Consider the following 15,951-nt stretch of genomic DNA (forward strand, 5'->3'; position numbering starts at 1 on the left):
TGGACGTCATGGCCAAGACCAGTACGACGACCCAGGGGCTGCGTGCGGCGATCGAGCGCAGCGGCTACTACCCGGCCCTCGTGGCCGAGGCGGTGGAGGCCGCCGTGGGCGGCGAGCCGATCCGGTCGTTCCTGGTCCACCAGGAGACCACGTTCGACCAGAACGAGGTGCGCCGGCATGTGACCGTGCTCGTCCTCACCGGCAACCGCTTCATCGTCAGCCACACCGACGAGCAGGCCGCCGACAGCACCTCCCCGACGCCGTACGCCACGACGTCCACGGAGTCCGTGAAGATCGGCCGGATCTCGTCGGTGGTGCTCAGCCGCGTGGTCGCCAACCCGGAGTCTTACAAGCCGGGCACACCGCCCCGCGAGGTCGTGCTGACCATCGGCTGGGGTGCCGTCTCCCGGATCGACCTGGAGCCGGCCGCCTGCGGCGACCCCAACTGCGAGGCCGACCACGGCTACACGGGCAACTCGACGGCGGACGACCTGAGCCTGCGCGTCAGCGAGGCAGGGGACGGCCCGGAGACGGTGCAGCAGACCCTCGCCTTCGCACAGTCGCTCTCCGAGGCGACCGCGGACGTACCCCGCTGATGGCGCAGCCCGCAACCTGGGACCACCCCGAACCCCTCGCCGTAGCCTCCGCGCCCGTCCCCGAGTACGGCTCAGGCTCCCTCGCCGACCTGCTGCCCACGCTGGCCGCCGGAATGGGCGTTCCCGGTACGGTCGCGGCGATCCCGGAACTGACCGCGGCCGACCGCAACTGCGTCTTCCTGGTCGACGGTCTCGGCTGGGAGCAGATCAAGGACCACGCCGACGAGGCGCCGTACCTGCACGCGCTTCTCCGCAGCTCGCGCGGTGGCACGGGACGTCCGCTCACCGCCGGCTACCCGGCGACCACCGCGACCTCGCTGGCCTCCGTCGGCACCGGCCTGCCGCCCGGCGCGCACGGGCTGCCCGGCTACACCGTGCGCAACCCGGCCACCGGCGAACTGATGAACCAGCTCCGCTGGCACCCGTGGACCTCGCCGAAGCCCTGGCAGCCGTACCCCACGATCTTCCAACTGGCCCACGAGGCGGGCGTGCACGCCGCCCAGGTGTCGTCCCCCACCTTCCAGAACACCCCGCTGACGAAGGTCGCGCTCAGCGGCGGAACGTTCCTCGGGCGGCTGACCGGCGAAGAGCGCATGGACCTCGCGGCCGAGCAACTGGCCGCCGGGGACCGCTCCCTGGTGTACACGTACTACGCCGAACTCGACGGCGCGGGCCATCGCTACGGCGTCGCCTCCGACACCTGGCGCGGCCAGCTCATGTACGTCGACCGGCTCGTCCAGCGCCTCGCCGAGCAACTGCCGCCGCGCAGCGCGCTGTACGTCACCGCCGACCACGGCATGATCGACGTGCCCTTCGACGAGGAGCACCGCATCGACTTCGACGCGGACTGGGAGTTGCGCGCCGGGGTGGCCCTGCTCGGCGGCGAGGGCCGCGCACGCCATGTCTACGCGGTCCGGGGCGCCGAGAACGACGTCCTGACCTGCTGGCGCGAGGTGCTCGGCGAACAGTTCTGGGTGGCGTCGCGGGACGAGGCAATCACGGCGGGCTGGTTCGGCCCGACGGTCGACGAGCGCGTCCACGACCGTCTCGGCGACGTGATCGTGGCGGCTCGGGACGACGTCCTGGTCATCGCGTCCGAGCGGGAGCCGAAGGAGTCGGTGATGGTCGGCAACCACGGCTCCATGACCCCTGCCGAACAGCTGGTCCCCCTGCTCGAAGTACGCTCCTGAAGCCCCACCGTCCTCCTCTTCGCCGAAAGGTGCTCAACTCCCCATGCCCGAGCTGGTGTTCTTCTCCGGAACGATGGACTGCGGGAAGTCGACCCTGGCGCTCCAGATCGAGCACAACCGCTCGGCGCGCGGCCTGGCAGGGATGATCTTCACGCGGGACGACCGGGCGGGCGAGGGAAAGCTTTCCTCACGCCTCGGCCTGGTCACCGACGCCGTGGAGGTCGAGGACGAGCAGGACCTGTACGGGTATCTCGTCGACCATCTCTCCCAGGGCGGCCGCGCGGACTACGTCATCGCCGACGAGGCACAGTTCCTGGCGCCCGTCCAGATCGACCAACTCGCGCGCGTGGTCGACGACCTGGGCCTCGACGTCTACGCCTTCGGCATCACGACCGACTTCCGCTCCAAGCTCTTCCCCGGCTCCCAGCGTCTGGTCGAACTCGCCGACCGCGTCGAGGTCCTCCAGGTAGAGGCCCTCTGCTGGTGCGGCGCCCGCGCCACCCACAACGCCCGCACGATAGGTGGCGAGATGGTCGTCGAGGGCGCCCAGGTGGTCGTCGGCGACGTCAACCAGGCGGAGGCCATCGGCTACGAGGTCCTGTGCCGCCGCCACCACCGCCGCCGAATGACGTCGGCTACGGCACGGGCGGCCGCGCTTTCCCCGGATGTACTGCCGATGACGTCGGCCTAGGGGTCACGACTCCGGGTTCAGGGCACGTGCCATTCGCCCCCTTTGTCTGAGAACCCACTGTCCATGGCGAACTGGACACTGACGACACGGGAACTGTTCGGCACCTCGAAGGTGATGAAGCCGAGGGCCGACTTTCCAGGGCTGATCGTGATGCTGCCGGGAACGACGGATCGGCTGTGGAATCGTTGAACGATTTGGAGAACCGCTGCCCACTCTTGTCGATCACGGCTGCGCCGTTGGGCGGTGAGTCGTCGTAGACGGTCGTGCCCGTGTTCTTCAGCCGGAACTGGACGGCCACCAGGTGGTCACCCGGGCTCGGCTTGAGGAAGGAGTCCTTCGGGTGCGCCGGCTCGACGACCTTGGTCACCGTCACGTCCAGAGCCTCGCCGGACTTCAGGCCGGTGAGGTGCAGGGTGTCCCCGACCTTTGCGGCACTGGTCCCCAGAGGCGCCAGACCCGGCGCCGGAACTGCCGGCAGGCAAGTCAACAGCGGTGCCGTACGACGAAGCATCGCTCCTCCAGGTGTGCGGAGCGGCCGATGACCCCCATGATCCGCCCGCACCACCCTGGAAGCGGCTCGAAGAGCTACCGCGGCCCCTGGATCACCGAGAACATCGCGCCCTCGGGGTCCGCGACCGTTGCCACGCGGCCGTGGGGGCTGTCGTGGGATGGTTCGAGGGTGTGGCCGCCCAGGTCCGTGACCCGGCGGAGGGCCTCGTCCGTGTCGGCCACCTCGAAGTACGTCATCCAGTGCGGGCCCCGGTCACGGGGGAGGTCGGTGCCGACGCCGTGGATGCCGGCGACCGGGGTGCCGTCCAGGTGCAGGGTGACGTAGTCGAGGCCGGCGGACTCGACCGGGACCTCCTCGTAGCCGAACACCGCCTCGTAGAACTTGGCGACGCTCGCGGTCTCGAAGGTCAGCAGCTCGTTCCAGGCGGGTGTGCCCGGGACGCCCGTGATGGACGTGCCGAGGTGTTCCGCGACCTGCCAGATGCCGAACACCGCCCCCGACGGGTCGGAGCCGATGGCCAGGCGGCCGGCCTCGGCGGCGTCCAGAGGGCCCACCCCGACCGTGCCGCCGCACATCCGTACCGTCTCGGCCGTCTGGTCCACGTCGTCCGAGGCGAGATACGGCGTCCAGGCGATGGGCAGATGCCGGTCCGGCGGCAGCTGGCCGATGCCGGCCACCTCCTGCCCGTCCAGCAGGGCCCGCGCGTAGGGGCCGAGCTGATGGGGACCGGGTTGGAATTCCCAACCGAACAGCTCTCCGTAGAACTCCTGAGTCGTGGTCATGCCGTGCACCATGAGACTCACCCAGCAGGGTGTGCCCTGAGTGCGCCGAGTGTGTGTGTCGCCGTTCAGGCCGGCCGACCCCCGTGCCTCGGTCATCGTCACCTTCTCCTCGACCCCTCGCGGTGGCCGTTTCTTCCGCACTGCGGATCCGCGTGACGCAGCCGCGTCACGCCCCGAGCCGATGCTCGCACCCCCTGCGGCACTGCGCTCTCCGGCCGCGCCGTCGGCGGGCGGCTCACGTACGGAGGATGCCCGGTCTGTGGCTCCTCGTCCGTTTCCGCTTGATTGCCGTGGGGTGTCCATCGGTTGTACACCATGTGCTCGATCCCGTACGCCTCGTGATCGAGACTGTCCGGCGGGCAGAGTAGTCGGACCCGGCCGCGTCGGCCACCCCTTGCGCGAGGATGGTGGCCATGAACGCCATCATCTCCGCATCCGAACTGGCGAGCGATCTGGCCGGGACGACCCCGCCGGTCCTCCTCGACATCCGCTGGCAGCTCAGCGTCACGAAGGCCGCAGGTGAACCGCCCTTCGACGGACGCGCCGAGTACACGGCCGGGCACATCCCGGGCGCCGTCTACGTAGACCTCGACCAGGAACTCGCCTCGCCCCCCGGCGCCCGCGGCCGGCACCCCCTCCCCGACACCGCGCGCTTCGGCGCCGCGATGCGCCGAGCGGGCGTATCGGCCGACCGCGCGGTCGTCGTGTACGACGGCGGCCAGGGCTGGGCGGCGGCCCGCGCGTGGTGGCTGCTGCGCTGGGCGGGTCACCCGGACGTGCGGGTCCTCGACGGCGGCCTTCCCTCTTGGGAGGGTCCTTTGGAGACCGATGTGCCGGCGCCGGCCGAGGGCGACTTCACGCCGGAGCCGGGTGCAGTGGAGCTCCTGGACGCGGACGGGGCCGCCGCGCTGGCTCGTAGCGGGGTTCTGTTCGACGCCCGCGCGGGGGAGCGTTATCGGGGCGAGGTGGAGCCGATCGACCGGGTCGGCGGCCACATCCCGGGCGCCGTGTCCGCGCCGACCAACGAGAACGTGGGCGCCGACGGCCGCTTCCTCCCGGCGGAGGACCTGGCCGCCCGCTTCAAGTCCCTGGGTGCCACGGAGGGGGCGGGCGTCGGCGTGTACTGCGGCTCGGGCGTCTCGGGCGCCCACGAGGTGCTGGCCCTGGCGGTGGCGGGCATTCCGGCCGGACTCTACGTCGGCTCCTGGTCGGAGTGGTCGGCGGACCCGGAGCGCCCGGTGGCCGTGGGCCCTGATCCCCAGTGACGCCCGTACGACGGCGAAGGCCCGCTGCCGAACCTGCAGCGGGCCTCGCCTACGAGCAACTGTCCTGCTACTCCTGCTTCTTCCTTCGTGTCCCGAAGACGATCTCGTCCCAGCTCGGGACCGCCGCTCTGCGGCCCGGGCGGACGCCGTCCGCCTCGGCCTGGCGGTCGGTGGAGCCGATGAGCCGGTCGCGATGGGCGCCGACGGAGCGGGGCATGAGGACGTCCGCGTAGGCGGAACCGGCCGAGGCCGCGGGGGCCGGGGGCTCCTCCGCCTCCGGTTCCTCGACGGGCTCCTCCGGGGGCTCCGAGGGCCGCTCGGGGACCACCATGTCGCCACGGAAGCTCGGTACCGCCTCCAGGAGGCTGGTCAGCGAGTCGCGCTCGCTCTCCTCGACCGGCTCGGGCGACGGCAGCGCGGGACGCTCCGGGCGCTCCAGGGCGCGGTCCAGTGGGCGGTCGCGCGGCAGCCTGGCGATCCGCGGGACGAACGGGAAGCTGGGCTCGGGGGTGGCGGAGAGGTCGTCGGACTCGCCGATCAGTGAGCGCGCCTCGTCGTCGACGGCCTGGACGAGCCGCCGGGGCGGGTCGTACGTCCAGCTCGCCGAGTGCGGTTCGCCCGCGACCCGGTAGACCAGCAGGACCTCCCAGGTGCCGTCGTCTCGGCGCCAGGAGTCCCACTGCACGGTGTCCTTCTCGGCACCGCGCAGCGTCAGCCGTTCCTGCACGGCCTCGCCGAGCTGGGGTCCCGCGTTCTCACCCGGGCGGCGGACAGGGGTCTTCCGGGCGCGCTCGGCCATGAAGGCACGCTCGGCGAGCACGGGACCCTCGAAGCGGCGCACACGGTCTACGGGGATGCCGGCGAGTTGCGCGACTTCCTCCGCGGAGGCGCCGGCACGTATACGTGCCTGGATGTCTCGGGGGCGGAGATGGCTCTCCACCTCGATCTCGATCTGGCCGAGGCGGGGACGGTCGCCGCGTACGGCGGCGCGCAGACGCTCATCAATCGGAAGCGTGTACTCCGTGCTGTCCGCAGCCTTCAGCACCAGCCGTGTGCCGTCGTTAGAGACGGCCACGACACGCAGTTCGGGCATGGGGACCTCCCGGGTGGTGCCTGCCGACGTCACGTGCGTCGCTGCTTCCGCTAGTCGAGTGTGGCCTGCCCGGGTGCAGCCTGCCACAACCTTGCCGAGTTGCCCGGCGTGTCGGGCACGGGCCCGGACTCGCCGTTATGGCACGGTTACCTATTCGCAACGCTAAGTGACAAACTACGTCACCCTGTGCAACTGGCCCCCTCTGAGCGGTCCAAAAGGCCACGGACGCCCTGGCAGGAGACCGCACCCAGGGCTCGCAACAGTACTCCATTTGGACCACGTGCGTGGATTGGCACGCCGCCCAACTTCTTGCGGGGGGCGGGACTTGGCGGTCCGGAGCGGGGTTCGGGCGATCTTGAAAGTGGCGTACTTCACGCAATAGCACGAAACGCAACTGTCTGAGCGTCCCCCACGTCGCGGGGGAACCGGGTCCGGCCGATTCCCCCGCCCGACTCGCCTGACGGCTCGTCGGCTACTGGCCCAGCACCCTCCGCAAGTAGTCGTTCTGGAACCGCCGGTCGGGATCCAGCCGGTCCCGCAGCGCCGTGAACTCGCCGAAGCGCGGATAGACCCCGGCGAAGTACTCGGCGTCCCGGGTGTGCACCTTGCCCCAGTGCGGTCGGCCCTCGTGCGCGGTGAGGATGCGCTCGGCGGCGGTGAAGTACGCCTGGTAGGGAGTGCCCTTGTACATGTGCACGGCGATGTAGGCGCTGTCCCGGCCGGAGGCGGTGGACAGGGCGATGTCGTCCGCCGGGGCCGTGCGGACCTCGACCGGGTAACTGACCCTGAAGTCGGAACGGTCGACCATGGCCTTGAGTTCCCGCAGCGTGTCCACCAGGGCCGCGCGCGGGACGGCGTACTCCATCTCGACGAACCGCACCCGGCGGGGCGAGGTGTACACCTTGTAGGGGATGTCCGTGTACGTCCGCGTGGACCAGGCCCGGGTGGAGATCTGGGCGATGGTCGGAATGGTCGTGGGCGCCGCGCGGCCGACCCAGTTGGCCACCTGCCAGAGCCCGTTGGAGACGAACTCGTCCTCGAACCAGGCGGCCACTTTGCCCACCGGCTGCTCCGGGCCCGCACTGCGGTTGTTGCGCTTGGTGTTGGTGCTTGCGGTGTGCGGGAACCAGTAGAACTCGAAGTGCTCGTTCTCGGCCCAGAGTTCGTCGAAGCGTTCGGTGACCTCGTCGAAGGTCATCGGCTCCTCGCGGGCCGTGAGGAGGAAGACGGGCTCCACGGCGAAGGTGATCGCCGTGACGACGCCCAGGGCGCCCAGGCCGATCCGGGCCGCCGCGAAGACGTCCGGGTTCTCCTTCGCGGAGCAGGTGAGCACCGAGCCGTCCGCCGTCACCAGCTCAAGTCCCCTGATCTGGGCGGCTATGGAAGCCGATTCGCGTCCGGTGCCGTGGGTGCCGGTGCTGGTCGCCCCGGAAACCGTCTGCTCCATGATGTCGCCCATGTTCGTGAGCGACAGACCCTCGCGCGCGAGAGCCATGTTGAGTCTCTTGAGCGGGGTGCCCGCCTCGACCGTGACCGTCAATGCATCGCGATCAATGTTGCGGATGCCGGTCAACAGTTGAGGGCGGATCAACACACCGTCCGTGGCGGCGATCGATGTGAAGGAGTGCCCGCTGCCGACGGCCTTCACCGTCAGACCGTCCTCGCCGGCCCGCCGGATGGCCGCGGCCAGTTCCTCGACGGAGGCGGGCGTGACCTCCCGCGCGGGCCGGGACGCGACCGTCCCGCCCCAGTTACGCCACGTGCCGTTCTTCGCGCTCGCTGTGGTGCCCAACAACGGTGCCTCCCCGACCCGGTGCCGGTCTGCTGAGCCGGCGGTACCCGAGGAAACCGACCGCGACCGCGACGGCTCCGGCGACCACCGGAACCCCGTACCCGGCCCGCGCGTCGGCTGCGTCGATCACCCAGCCGGCGACCGAGGAACCGAGCGCGACCCCGACCGCCAGGCCGGTGCTCACCCAGGTCATGCCTTCGGTGAGCTTCGCGCGAGGTACGTGCTCTTCTATGAGGGACATCGTCGTGATCATCGTGGGTGCGATGGACAGTCCCGCAAGGAACAGCGCCACGGCCAGAAGCGGCAAGTTTCCGACCAGTAGGAGGGGGATCATACTCACGGCCATCGTGCATATGCCCAGCAGCCACCGACGTTCGGGCGCTCCCCGGAAGCGCAATAGTCCGACAACGACTCCGGCCACGCAGGACCCCGCCGCGTACAGGGCGAGCACCACACTGGCGCCGCCCTTGTGACCCCGCTCGTCGGCGAACGCGACGGTGACCACGTCGACGGCCCCGAAGATCGCCCCGGTCGCCACGAAGGTGGCCACCAGCACCTGGAGACCGGCCGCCCGCAGCGCCGAGCCGCTGCCCTCGGCGCCCCGCACGCGCGGGTGCGGCGCGGGTTCGGTGGCGCGCTGCGCGGTCAGCCAGAAGACGCCCACCGCCAGGAAGCAGGCGGCCAGCAGGGGACCCGCCTCCGGGAACCACGCCGTGGACAGCCCGATGGAGATGATCGGCCCGAAGATGAAGCACACCTCGTCCACCACGGACTCGAACGAGTACGCCGTGTGCAGCTGCGGGGTGCCCCGGTAGACGGCCGCCCAGCGCGCGCGGACCATCGCGCCCAGACTCGGCACCGAGCCGATGCCGGCAGCGCACAGGAACAGAACCCAGTCGGGCCACCCGAAGCGGGCGGCCAGCAGCAGGCCGGCCGCCGCGCCCAGCGCGACGAGCGTCGCCGGACGCAGCACCCGCCGCTGCCCGTACTGGTCGACCCACCGCGAGATCCGCGGCCCGATCGCGGCGGCGGCCAGCGCGATGGTGGCCGACAGCGCGCCCGCGAGCCCGTAGCGCCCGTTGATCTGGGAGACCATCGTGACCACGCCGATGCCCATCATCGACAGAGGCATCCGGCCGAGGAAGCCCGCGGCGGAGAAGCCCTTGGAGCCGGGGGCGGCGAACAGGGCGCGGTAGGGGCTGGGCACGGGGGACTCCGGTCGGAAGGGGCGCGGGGCGGCTCGGTAATGACGAGGTGACGGCTCAGTAAGGTGCGAATGCGGCTGATACAGCTTACGAGCAGCTCCGGCCGGATGCACCCGCCCGTGCTGCCCCCGACGCACCTCCCCTGAAGCCCCGGGTCCGCGGCCCGGCACCCCTCCGTTTCCCGGCTGTCACTGTCGGGTGGCAGGATCGGAGCCATGCCAGACGCGCTCGATGCCACTCCCTACGACGCCCTGCTCCTGCTCTCGTTCGGCGGCCCCGAAGGCCCGGACGACGTGGTTCCGTTCCTGGAGAACGTGACGCGCGGGCGAGGCATCCCCAAGGAACGCCTCAAGGAAGTGGGCCGCCACTACTTCCTGTTCGGCGGGATCAGCCCCATCAACGACCAGAACCGCGCCCTCCTGGACGCCCTCCACAAGGACTTCGCGGACCACGGCCTGGACCTGCCCGTCTACTGGGGCAACCGCAACTGGGCCCCGTACCTCACGGACACCCTGCGCGAGATGGTCGCCGACGGCCGCCGCCGCATCCTCGTCCTGGCCACCAGCGCCTACGCCTCGTACTCGGGCTGCCGCCAGTACCGGGAGAACCTCGCCGACTCCCTGGCGACCCTCCAGGCCGAGGGGCTGGAGCTCCCCAAGGTCGACAAGCTGCGCCACTACTTCAACCACCCCGGCTTCCTGGAGCCGATGATCGACGGGGTGCTCGAATCCCTCGCCGGCCTCCCCGAGGACGTCCGCGACGGCGCCCACCTCGCCTTCTCGACCCACTCCATCCCGACCGCTGCCGCCGACAGCTCCGGCCCGGCCGAGGACCACGGAGACGGCGGCGCGTACGTCGCCCAGCACCTGGACGCGGCCCGGCTGATCGCCGACACCGTGCGCGAACGCACCGGAATCGACCACCCCTGGCAGCTCGTCTACCAGTCCCGCTCCGGCGCCCCGCACATCCCGTGGCTGGAGCCCGACATCTGCGACCACCTGGAGGAGCGCCACGCGGCCGGCGTCCCCGCGGTCGTGATGGCACCCATCGGATTCGTCTCCGACCACATGGAGGTCCTCTACGACCTCGACACGGAGGCCAAGGCCAAGGCCGAGGAACTGGGCCTGCCGGTCCGCCGCTCGGCCACAGTCGGCGCCGACCCGCGCTTCGCCGCCGCCATCCGTGAACTCGTCCTGGAACGCGCCGCCGCCGAGAGCGGGCACCAGGTCACGCCCTGCGCCCTGGGCGCCCTCGGTGCGAGCCACAACCTCTGCCCCGTGGGTTGCTGCCCCGCCCGCGCCCCGCGTCCCGCCGCCGCGGGCGCCGACAGCCCCTACGCATGAGGAGCGCCGTGACCGACCCCCTGCACCAGGAACTGCTGGCACTCGCCCGGGAAGCCGCCCACAAGGCCGGCGCGCTGCTGCGGGACGGCCGCCCGGCCGACCTCGCGGTCGCCGCCACCAAGTCCAGCCCGATCGACGTCGTCACCGAGATGGACATCGCGGCCGAGAAGCTGATCACCGACCTCGTCTCCGAACAGCGCCCCGACGACGGCTTCCTGGGCGAGGAGGGCGCCTCCGTCACGGGCACCAGCGGCGTCCGCTGGGTCGTCGACCCGCTCGACGGCACGGTCAACTACCTGTACGGACTGCCCACTTGGTCCGTCTCCATCGCGGCCGAGCTGGACGGCGAGACCGTCGCCGGGGTCGTCGCGATCCCGATGCGCGGCGAGACGTTCCACGCGGTGATCGGCGGCGGGGCGTGCGCCACGGGCGCGTGGGAGGGCGAACGCAGGCTCGCCTGCCGCCCCGCGCCGCCTCTGGACCAGGCCCTGGTCTCGACCGGCTTCAACTACGTCACCGAGGTCCGCGTCCATCAGGCCGAAGTGGCGCAGAAGTTGATTCCGTTGCTGCGGGACATCCGGCGGGGCGGCTCGGCGGCGGTCGACCTGTGCGACGTGGCCGCGGGACGGCTGGACGGCTTCTACGAGCGGGGGCTGAACCCGTGGGACCTCGGCGCGGGTGACCTGATCGCCCGAGAGGCGGGCGCCCTGACCGGTGGACGGCCCGGAGAGCGTCCCGGGCGGGACCTGGCGGTCGCGGGCACCCCAGGAGTCTTCGAACCCCTCCAACGCCTCCTGGAGGACTTCGGCGCCTGGCACGACTGACGCCCACAGAACCAACGGCGAAACCCGCAGCCGACGGCGAGGGCCCACCAACTCCCGCTGTCCCCACGCGCCGGCCGAGAGGGAGCCGTAGGGGCGGGCCGGTGTCGAGAGGCCGTGGGGCCCCTCCCGCTCGGGCGAAGTCGAGAGTGGGGGATCGCGTAGGCGCGCAGCGCCGAGCACGGTGGGCCTCTCGACACCGGCTTCAGGCGCCCCGAAGGCGACCGAACCAAAGAGGTGCGGCACCTACCCAACCCCGGCCCACCTGCCCCAAAGGCGAAAGAGGGAAAGAGCGAAAGCAGCAAGCCCCCGGCGCTGGATTCGCCGAGGGCCCGCTTTTCTGCTGTTTGCGCTGATCAGACGCTCGTCGCGCTGACCTCCACACCGTGGTCGGCGGCCAGGCGGCGCAGGTCGTCCAACTCGGCCTGTTCCACCTCGACGAGGAAGTCGTCGCCCTCGTCGCGAGCCCGCGTCAGGTCGGTCTCGGTCGCCCTTATGCGCTGCAGAAGTCCTGCGGTGAATGCGTCCATGCTGCGCCCCCTCGTCCTGGGTCGTGGGTCGGGTGGCACGGGGGTGTGCCGTTCGGAAGGGGCGATCACGTCTGCGGGTGCGAGTGCCCAGCGCTGCCCTGGCTGGGCGGCGACGGTGCCGGACACCCACGCCCGCTCTGCGGAAGCGTTGGACGTACCACAAGGTGGCTTGCCACATGCAGAGCGTGATCGCGGGGTGTAAAGCCGTCCTCCCCGCACTCCCTCCGGTGGAAACCTCAACCCATCGAGAAAATCCCGCATTCCCGGGCCTCATACCCGACCTTCATCTTGCGCCCGGCCGCCTTACAGCCGACTTATGGCCGAAAAGGGCAGGATGGAGGTCACACAGCCACGAAGACCTTGCCCGCGTGCGCCGAGACGCGCTACGCGGGTGGACAGAGGAAGGACAAGCGACGTGCGCGTACTCGTCGTCGAGGACGAGCAGCTGCTCGCCGATGCGGTGGCCACCGGACTGCGCCGGGAGGCCATGGCCGTCGACGTCGTGTACGACGGTGCGGCCGCCCTGGAGCGCATCGGCGTCAACGACTACGACGTGGTCGTCCTCGACCGCGACCTCCCGCTCGTGCACGGCGACGACGTCTGCCGCAAGATCGTGGAGCTCGGCATGCCCACCCGCGTGCTGATGCTCACGGCGTCCGGCGACGTCAGCGACCGCGTCGAGGGCCTGGAGATCGGCGCCGACGACTATCTGCCCAAGCCCTTCGCGTTCAGCGAGCTGACGGCACGCGTGCGTGCCCTCGGACGGCGTACGAGCGTGCCGCTGCCGCCCGTCCTGGAGCGGGCCGGCATCAAGCTCGACCCGAACCGCCGCGAGGTGTTCCGCGACGGCAAGGAAGTTCAGCTTGCGCCCAAGGAGTTCGCCGTCCTGGAGGTGCTGCTGCGCAGCGAGGGCGCCGTCGTCTCCGCGGAACAGCTCCTGGAGAAGGCGTGGGACGAGAACACGGACCCGTTCACCAACGTCGTGCGCGTCACCGTGATGACCCTGCGCCGCAAGCTCGGCGAGCCCCCGGTCATCGTCACCGTCCCCGGCTCCGGCTACCGGATCTGACCACTGTGGCGACGACCCCCGCGCCTCCCCAGGCGCCCCCGAAGCCCACGTGGGACCCCAGAAGGCCCGAACCGCCGTTCCCCTGGCTGCGTCCCACCATCCGCATACGGCTCACGCTGCTGTACGGCGGCATGTTCCTGATCGCCGGCATCCTGCTGCTGTCGATCATCTACCTGCTCGCGGCGCACGCACTGAACGTGGGCAGTGAACTTCCCTTCAAGGTCATCTCCGGCTCGGTCGGCAGCAGCACCTGCAACTTCCCGTCCGAGCCGTCGGCGACCACGCTCAACAACGCGATGAACCAGTGCGTCAACGAACAGCGCCAGCACGCCCTGGACGACCTGCTCAGCCGCTCCCTGTTGACCCTGCTCGGCCTCGCGATCATCGCCTTCGCCTTCGGCTACGCGATGGCGGGCCGGGTGCTGTCCCCGCTGGGCCGGATCACCCGGACCGCCCGCGCGGTGGCCGGCTCGGACCTGTCCCGCCGGATCGAGCTGGACGGCCCGGACGACGAACTCAAGGAACTCGCGGACACCTTCGACGAGATGCTGGACCGGCTGCAGCGGGCCTTCACCGCCCAGCAGCGCTTCGTGGGGAACGCGTCGCACGAGCTGCGCACCCCGCTGGCGATCAACCGCACGCTCCTTGAAGTGCATCTGTCCGATCCCGGTGCCCCGATCGAGCTCCAACAGCTCGGGAAGACGCTGCTGGCCACCAACGAGCGCAGTGAGCAGCTCGTCGAAGGTCTGCTGCTGCTCGCCCGCAGTGACAACCAGATCGTCGAGCGCAAGCCCGTGGACCTGGCCGAGGTCGCCGAGCAGGCCGTCGACCAGGTGCACGCGGAGGCGGCCGCGAAGGGCGTGGTCATCCGCGGCGAGCGGAAGCCGGCCGTCGTCCAGGGCAACGGTGTGCTCCTGGAGCGGATCGCCCTGAACCTGGTGCAGAACGCGGTGCGGTACAACGTGCCCGAGGACGGCTGGGTCGAGGTCACCACCGAGGTCCAGCACGGCCATGCGGTGCTGATCGTCTCGAACACGGGTCCGGTGGTCCCGGCGTACGAGGTCGACAACCTCTTCGAGCCCTTCAGGCGGCTGCGTACGGAGCGAACGGGCAGCGACAAGGGTGTGGGCCTCGGTCTGTCGATCGCGCGCTCCGTGGCGCGCGCACACGGCGGCCACATCGCGGCCCAGCCACGTGAGGGGGGTGGGCTCGTGATGCGAGTCACCCTGCCCATCTGAGATCATGTCGCCGACACACGAGGATGTTCGCTTTGCGCGGAATTTTCTGGCCGCATCTTCGGCACTCTTGTGTGTGATCGATCACAAGCACGATTTTCGGGGCATCTACTCTCCGTGATCATGAACCCTGTCGGAAAGCCGGGAAAATCCGGGTTTTCAGGGGTCTTGATCACGGGAAGTACACGGTGAGGTGCCTTTGAAGAGCGGCATTGGGACCGTGTACGGTCCCCTTCGCCATCCAAGCCGATCACTCTTGAGGGGTCCGGTTGGGTGTCGATTGAGTAACAGACCTTGATGTGAGGCAAAATCTCCGCCTCAGGTCGGGCACAAGTCCGGCCTCTCACGCGTTACGTGCGCTGGAGACACCGCAGACACCCAGAGGGGGAGAGCGCGACATGGCAACGGATTACGACACCCCACGCAAGACCGACGACGACGTCGACTCGGACAGCCTTGAAGAACTCAAGGCGCGTAGGAACGACAAGTCGACTTCCGCAGTGGACGTCGACGAATTCGAGGCGGCCGAGGGCCTCGAACTGCCCGGAGCGGACCTCTCGAACGAGGAGCTGGCCGTCCGGGTGCTGCCCAAGCAGCAGGACGAGTTCACTTGCATGAGCTGCTTCCTGGTGCACCACCGCAGCCAGCTGGCCCGAGAGAAGAACGGCCAGCCGATCTGCCGCGACTGCGACTGAGGAGGGGTCGGCCGTGACTGGCTCGACCCCACCCTGGAAGCGCCGCTCCCTCCGACCGGGGGCGGACGAAGGGCCGACAGACGGTCCTCATGGCACGCGTGACGACGAGCGGGGCTCATCCGAATCTGGATCAGCCTCGCTCGAACCGGCGGTCCACCCGGCTGACCTCCCGGTGCCGGCGGATGTTCCCGCAGCCGCCCCCGTCGCCAAACGACGGGCGGCGGTGATCCGGGACAAGGCCAGGGAAGGCGTCCGTAAGGGCGGCAGCCGGGCCAGGGCAGGCCTGGCGTACCTCGCCGACCGAATCATCGACATCGCCCCGCGGATCCCCGTACGGGACCTTGAGGCGCTTCAGCGGCACTTCCCGGGCCTCGGGCCCGAGCAGCTCGCCGACAAACTGGTGGCGGGCGCCGCGAACGCGACGTCGACCGTCGGCGCGGGCATCGGTGCCGCGGCGATGCTGCCCGTCCCACCCGCGATGCCCACCGAACTGGCCGCCGAGATCACCGGCGTCGCCGCGATCGAACTGAAGCTGATCGCCGAGCTGTACGAGGTCTACGGCGTCCGTCCGCCGGGCGACCTGAAGCAGCGCAGCACCGCGTATCTGAACTCCTGGTCCGGGGAGCGCGGTATCGACGTGACCAAGCCGTCGACCATGAGCACCGCGCTGAACGGCCACATGAAGCGCGAACTGCGCCAGCAGATCATGAAACGCATGGTCCGCGACCTGCCGAACCTGATGCCCTTCATGGTCGGCGCCGCCGTCGGAGCGGTCATGAACCGCCGGGACACCAGGAAACTCGCCGAACGCATCCGCAAGGACCTGCGCAAGGCCCAGGTGCCCTGGGACGCGCTGCCCGAACTCCCGCCGCTGGAGACCCCGCCGGACCCGCTCAGGGTGGGCGAGATCCCCAAGGAACTCGGTGGCTGGGGGACCGGAGGGGACAGGCTCTAAGCGGTTTGGGTGAAGTTCGGTGTTGCTTGTCGGATCCGTTCGCGTTGCCGCCGCATCGCCCGGTCGACGGCGGCGCCGATGGCCTCGGTGCTGGTCTGGGCGCGCTGTGGGTAGTCCTGGTACTTCGCCTGGCGCCAGACCAGCTCGATGTCGTTCAACTCCGGGCTGTATGGCGGCA

At 70.3% G+C, this 15,951-nt stretch carries 15 protein-coding genes and 1 pseudogene; 10 read left to right on the forward strand and 6 right to left on the reverse strand.

Annotated features, from left to right (window positions below):
* Positions 1-8 precede the first annotated feature (8 nt).
* From AB0I51_RS45690 to AB0I51_RS45700, 3 genes are read left to right on the forward strand one after another with little or no spacing between them, the layout of a single operon-like run.
* Positions 9-596 carry a DUF5998 family protein gene (locus tag AB0I51_RS45690; RefSeq protein WP_019072945.1) on the forward strand — a complete coding sequence of 196 codons (588 nt, stop codon included), beginning with the start codon at positions 9-11 and terminating at the stop codon, positions 594-596.
* Positions 596-1,786 carry a nucleotide pyrophosphatase/phosphodiesterase family protein gene (locus AB0I51_RS45695; protein ID WP_362984992.1) on the forward strand — a complete coding sequence of 397 codons (1,191 nt, stop codon included), beginning with the start codon at positions 596-598 and terminating at the stop codon, positions 1,784-1,786. The genes AB0I51_RS45690 and AB0I51_RS45695 overlap by 1 nt, the downstream gene beginning before the upstream one ends.
* Positions 1,787-1,829: 43 nt before the next feature.
* A complete protein-coding gene (locus AB0I51_RS45700) occupies positions 1,830-2,477 on the forward strand; it encodes a thymidine kinase (RefSeq protein WP_362984994.1) in 648 nt (215 codons plus the stop codon).
* A gap of 585 nt (positions 2,478-3,062) precedes the next feature.
* Here AB0I51_RS45700 and AB0I51_RS45705 read toward each other — a convergent pair.
* The gene (locus tag AB0I51_RS45705; RefSeq protein WP_362984996.1) at positions 3,063-3,866 is read right to left on the reverse strand and encodes a VOC family protein; all 804 of its coding nucleotides are present in this window, start codon (positions 3,864-3,866) and stop codon (positions 3,063-3,065) included.
* A gap of 317 nt (positions 3,867-4,183) precedes the next feature.
* Here AB0I51_RS45705 and AB0I51_RS45710 point away from each other — a divergent pair, with 317 nt between their 5' ends.
* The gene (locus AB0I51_RS45710; RefSeq protein ID WP_362984998.1) at positions 4,184-5,035 is read left to right on the forward strand and encodes a sulfurtransferase; all 852 of its coding nucleotides are present in this window, start codon (positions 4,184-4,186) and stop codon (positions 5,033-5,035) included.
* A 67-nt stretch (positions 5,036-5,102) separates the two neighbouring features.
* On the opposite strand, the gene sepH is transcribed toward AB0I51_RS45710, so the two are convergent.
* The 3 genes from sepH to AB0I51_RS45725 all read right to left on the reverse strand — a co-directional run bounded on the left by sepH (position 5,103) and on the right by AB0I51_RS45725 (position 9,127).
* A complete protein-coding gene (gene sepH / locus AB0I51_RS45715; RefSeq protein WP_362985000.1) occupies positions 5,103-6,128 on the reverse strand; it encodes a septation protein SepH in 1,026 nt (341 codons plus the stop codon).
* A 472-nt stretch (positions 6,129-6,600) separates the two neighbouring features.
* Entirely contained in the window at positions 6,601-7,920 is a 1,320-nt protein-coding gene (locus AB0I51_RS45720) for a D-arabinono-1,4-lactone oxidase (RefSeq protein WP_362985002.1), read from the reverse strand.
* Positions 7,880-9,127 (reverse strand): MFS transporter, encoded by a 1,248-nt coding sequence (locus AB0I51_RS45725; protein WP_362985004.1) that lies wholly within the window; start codon positions 9,125-9,127, stop codon positions 7,880-7,882. Before AB0I51_RS45725 ends, AB0I51_RS45720 begins: the two co-directional genes overlap by 41 nt.
* 213 nt (positions 9,128-9,340) lie before the next feature.
* On the opposite strand from AB0I51_RS45725, the gene AB0I51_RS45730 reads away from it, so the two are divergent.
* Positions 9,341-10,468, forward strand: a complete 1,128-nt coding sequence (locus AB0I51_RS45730) for a ferrochelatase (RefSeq protein ID WP_362985006.1) — start codon at positions 9,341-9,343, stop codon at positions 10,466-10,468.
* Positions 10,469-10,476: 8 nt separating this feature from the next.
* Positions 10,477-11,292: an inositol monophosphatase family protein gene (locus AB0I51_RS45735; RefSeq protein WP_362985008.1), complete on the forward strand. Its 816-nt coding sequence runs from the start codon at positions 10,477-10,479 to the stop codon at positions 11,290-11,292.
* A gap of 353 nt (positions 11,293-11,645) precedes the next feature.
* Here the strand turns inward: AB0I51_RS45735 and AB0I51_RS45740 are convergent, their stop codons facing one another.
* Positions 11,646-11,819 carry a hypothetical protein gene (locus tag AB0I51_RS45740; RefSeq protein ID WP_019072956.1) on the reverse strand — a complete coding sequence of 58 codons (174 nt, stop codon included), beginning with the start codon at positions 11,817-11,819 and terminating at the stop codon, positions 11,646-11,648.
* Positions 11,820-12,234: 415 nt separating this feature from the next.
* Here AB0I51_RS45740 and AB0I51_RS45745 point away from each other — a divergent pair, with 415 nt between their 5' ends.
* From AB0I51_RS45745 to AB0I51_RS45760, 4 genes are all read left to right on the forward strand, one after another.
* Positions 12,235-12,888: a response regulator transcription factor gene (locus AB0I51_RS45745; protein WP_010983842.1), complete on the forward strand. Its 654-nt coding sequence runs from the start codon at positions 12,235-12,237 to the stop codon at positions 12,886-12,888.
* A gap of 5 nt (positions 12,889-12,893) precedes the next feature.
* On the forward strand, positions 12,894-14,126 hold the full coding sequence (locus AB0I51_RS45750; RefSeq protein ID WP_362985010.1) for a HAMP domain-containing sensor histidine kinase: 1,233 nt from the start codon (positions 12,894-12,896) through the stop codon (positions 14,124-14,126).
* 395 nt (positions 14,127-14,521) lie between these two features.
* Positions 14,522-14,818 carry a DUF4193 domain-containing protein gene (locus AB0I51_RS45755; protein ID WP_005481602.1) on the forward strand — a complete coding sequence of 99 codons (297 nt, stop codon included), beginning with the start codon at positions 14,522-14,524 and terminating at the stop codon, positions 14,816-14,818.
* Between the two features lie 13 nt (positions 14,819-14,831).
* Positions 14,832-15,773, forward strand: coding sequence for a hypothetical protein (locus AB0I51_RS45760; RefSeq protein ID WP_362985012.1), 942 nt, complete (start codon positions 14,832-14,834; stop codon positions 15,771-15,773).
* Here AB0I51_RS45760 and AB0I51_RS45765 read toward each other — a convergent pair.
* A pseudogene (locus AB0I51_RS45765) lies at positions 15,770-15,951 on the reverse strand (hypothetical protein); the annotation flags it as partial. The gene AB0I51_RS45760 and the pseudogene AB0I51_RS45765 overlap by 4 nt on opposite strands.

It is taken from the genome of Streptomyces sp. NPDC050549, assembly GCF_040655035.1.
Classification (GTDB): domain Bacteria; phylum Actinomycetota; class Actinomycetes; order Streptomycetales; family Streptomycetaceae; genus Streptomyces.

Excerpts from the sequence above, each read along its gene's own strand:
- AB0I51_RS45690 (WP_019072945.1), top strand. The coding sequence starts at position 9 with ATGGCCAAGACCAGTACGACGACCCAGGGGCTGCGTGCGGCGATCGAG.
- AB0I51_RS45695 (WP_362984992.1), top strand. The coding sequence starts at position 596 with ATGGCGCAGCCCGCAACCTGGGACCACCCCGAACCCCTCGCCGTAGCC.
- AB0I51_RS45700 (WP_362984994.1), top strand. The coding sequence starts at position 1,830 with ATGCCCGAGCTGGTGTTCTTCTCCGGAACGATGGACTGCGGGAAGTCG.
- AB0I51_RS45705 (WP_362984996.1), bottom strand. The coding sequence starts at position 3,866 with ATGACCGAGGCACGGGGGTCGGCCGGCCTGAACGGCGACACACACACT.
- AB0I51_RS45710 (WP_362984998.1), top strand. The coding sequence starts at position 4,184 with ATGAACGCCATCATCTCCGCATCCGAACTGGCGAGCGATCTGGCCGGG.
- sepH (WP_362985000.1), bottom strand. The coding sequence starts at position 6,128 with ATGCCCGAACTGCGTGTCGTGGCCGTCTCTAACGACGGCACACGGCTG.
- AB0I51_RS45730 (WP_362985006.1), top strand. The coding sequence starts at position 9,341 with ATGCCAGACGCGCTCGATGCCACTCCCTACGACGCCCTGCTCCTGCTC.
- AB0I51_RS45740 (WP_019072956.1), bottom strand. The coding sequence starts at position 11,819 with ATGGACGCATTCACCGCAGGACTTCTGCAGCGCATAAGGGCGACCGAG.
- AB0I51_RS45755 (WP_005481602.1), top strand. The coding sequence starts at position 14,522 with ATGGCAACGGATTACGACACCCCACGCAAGACCGACGACGACGTCGAC.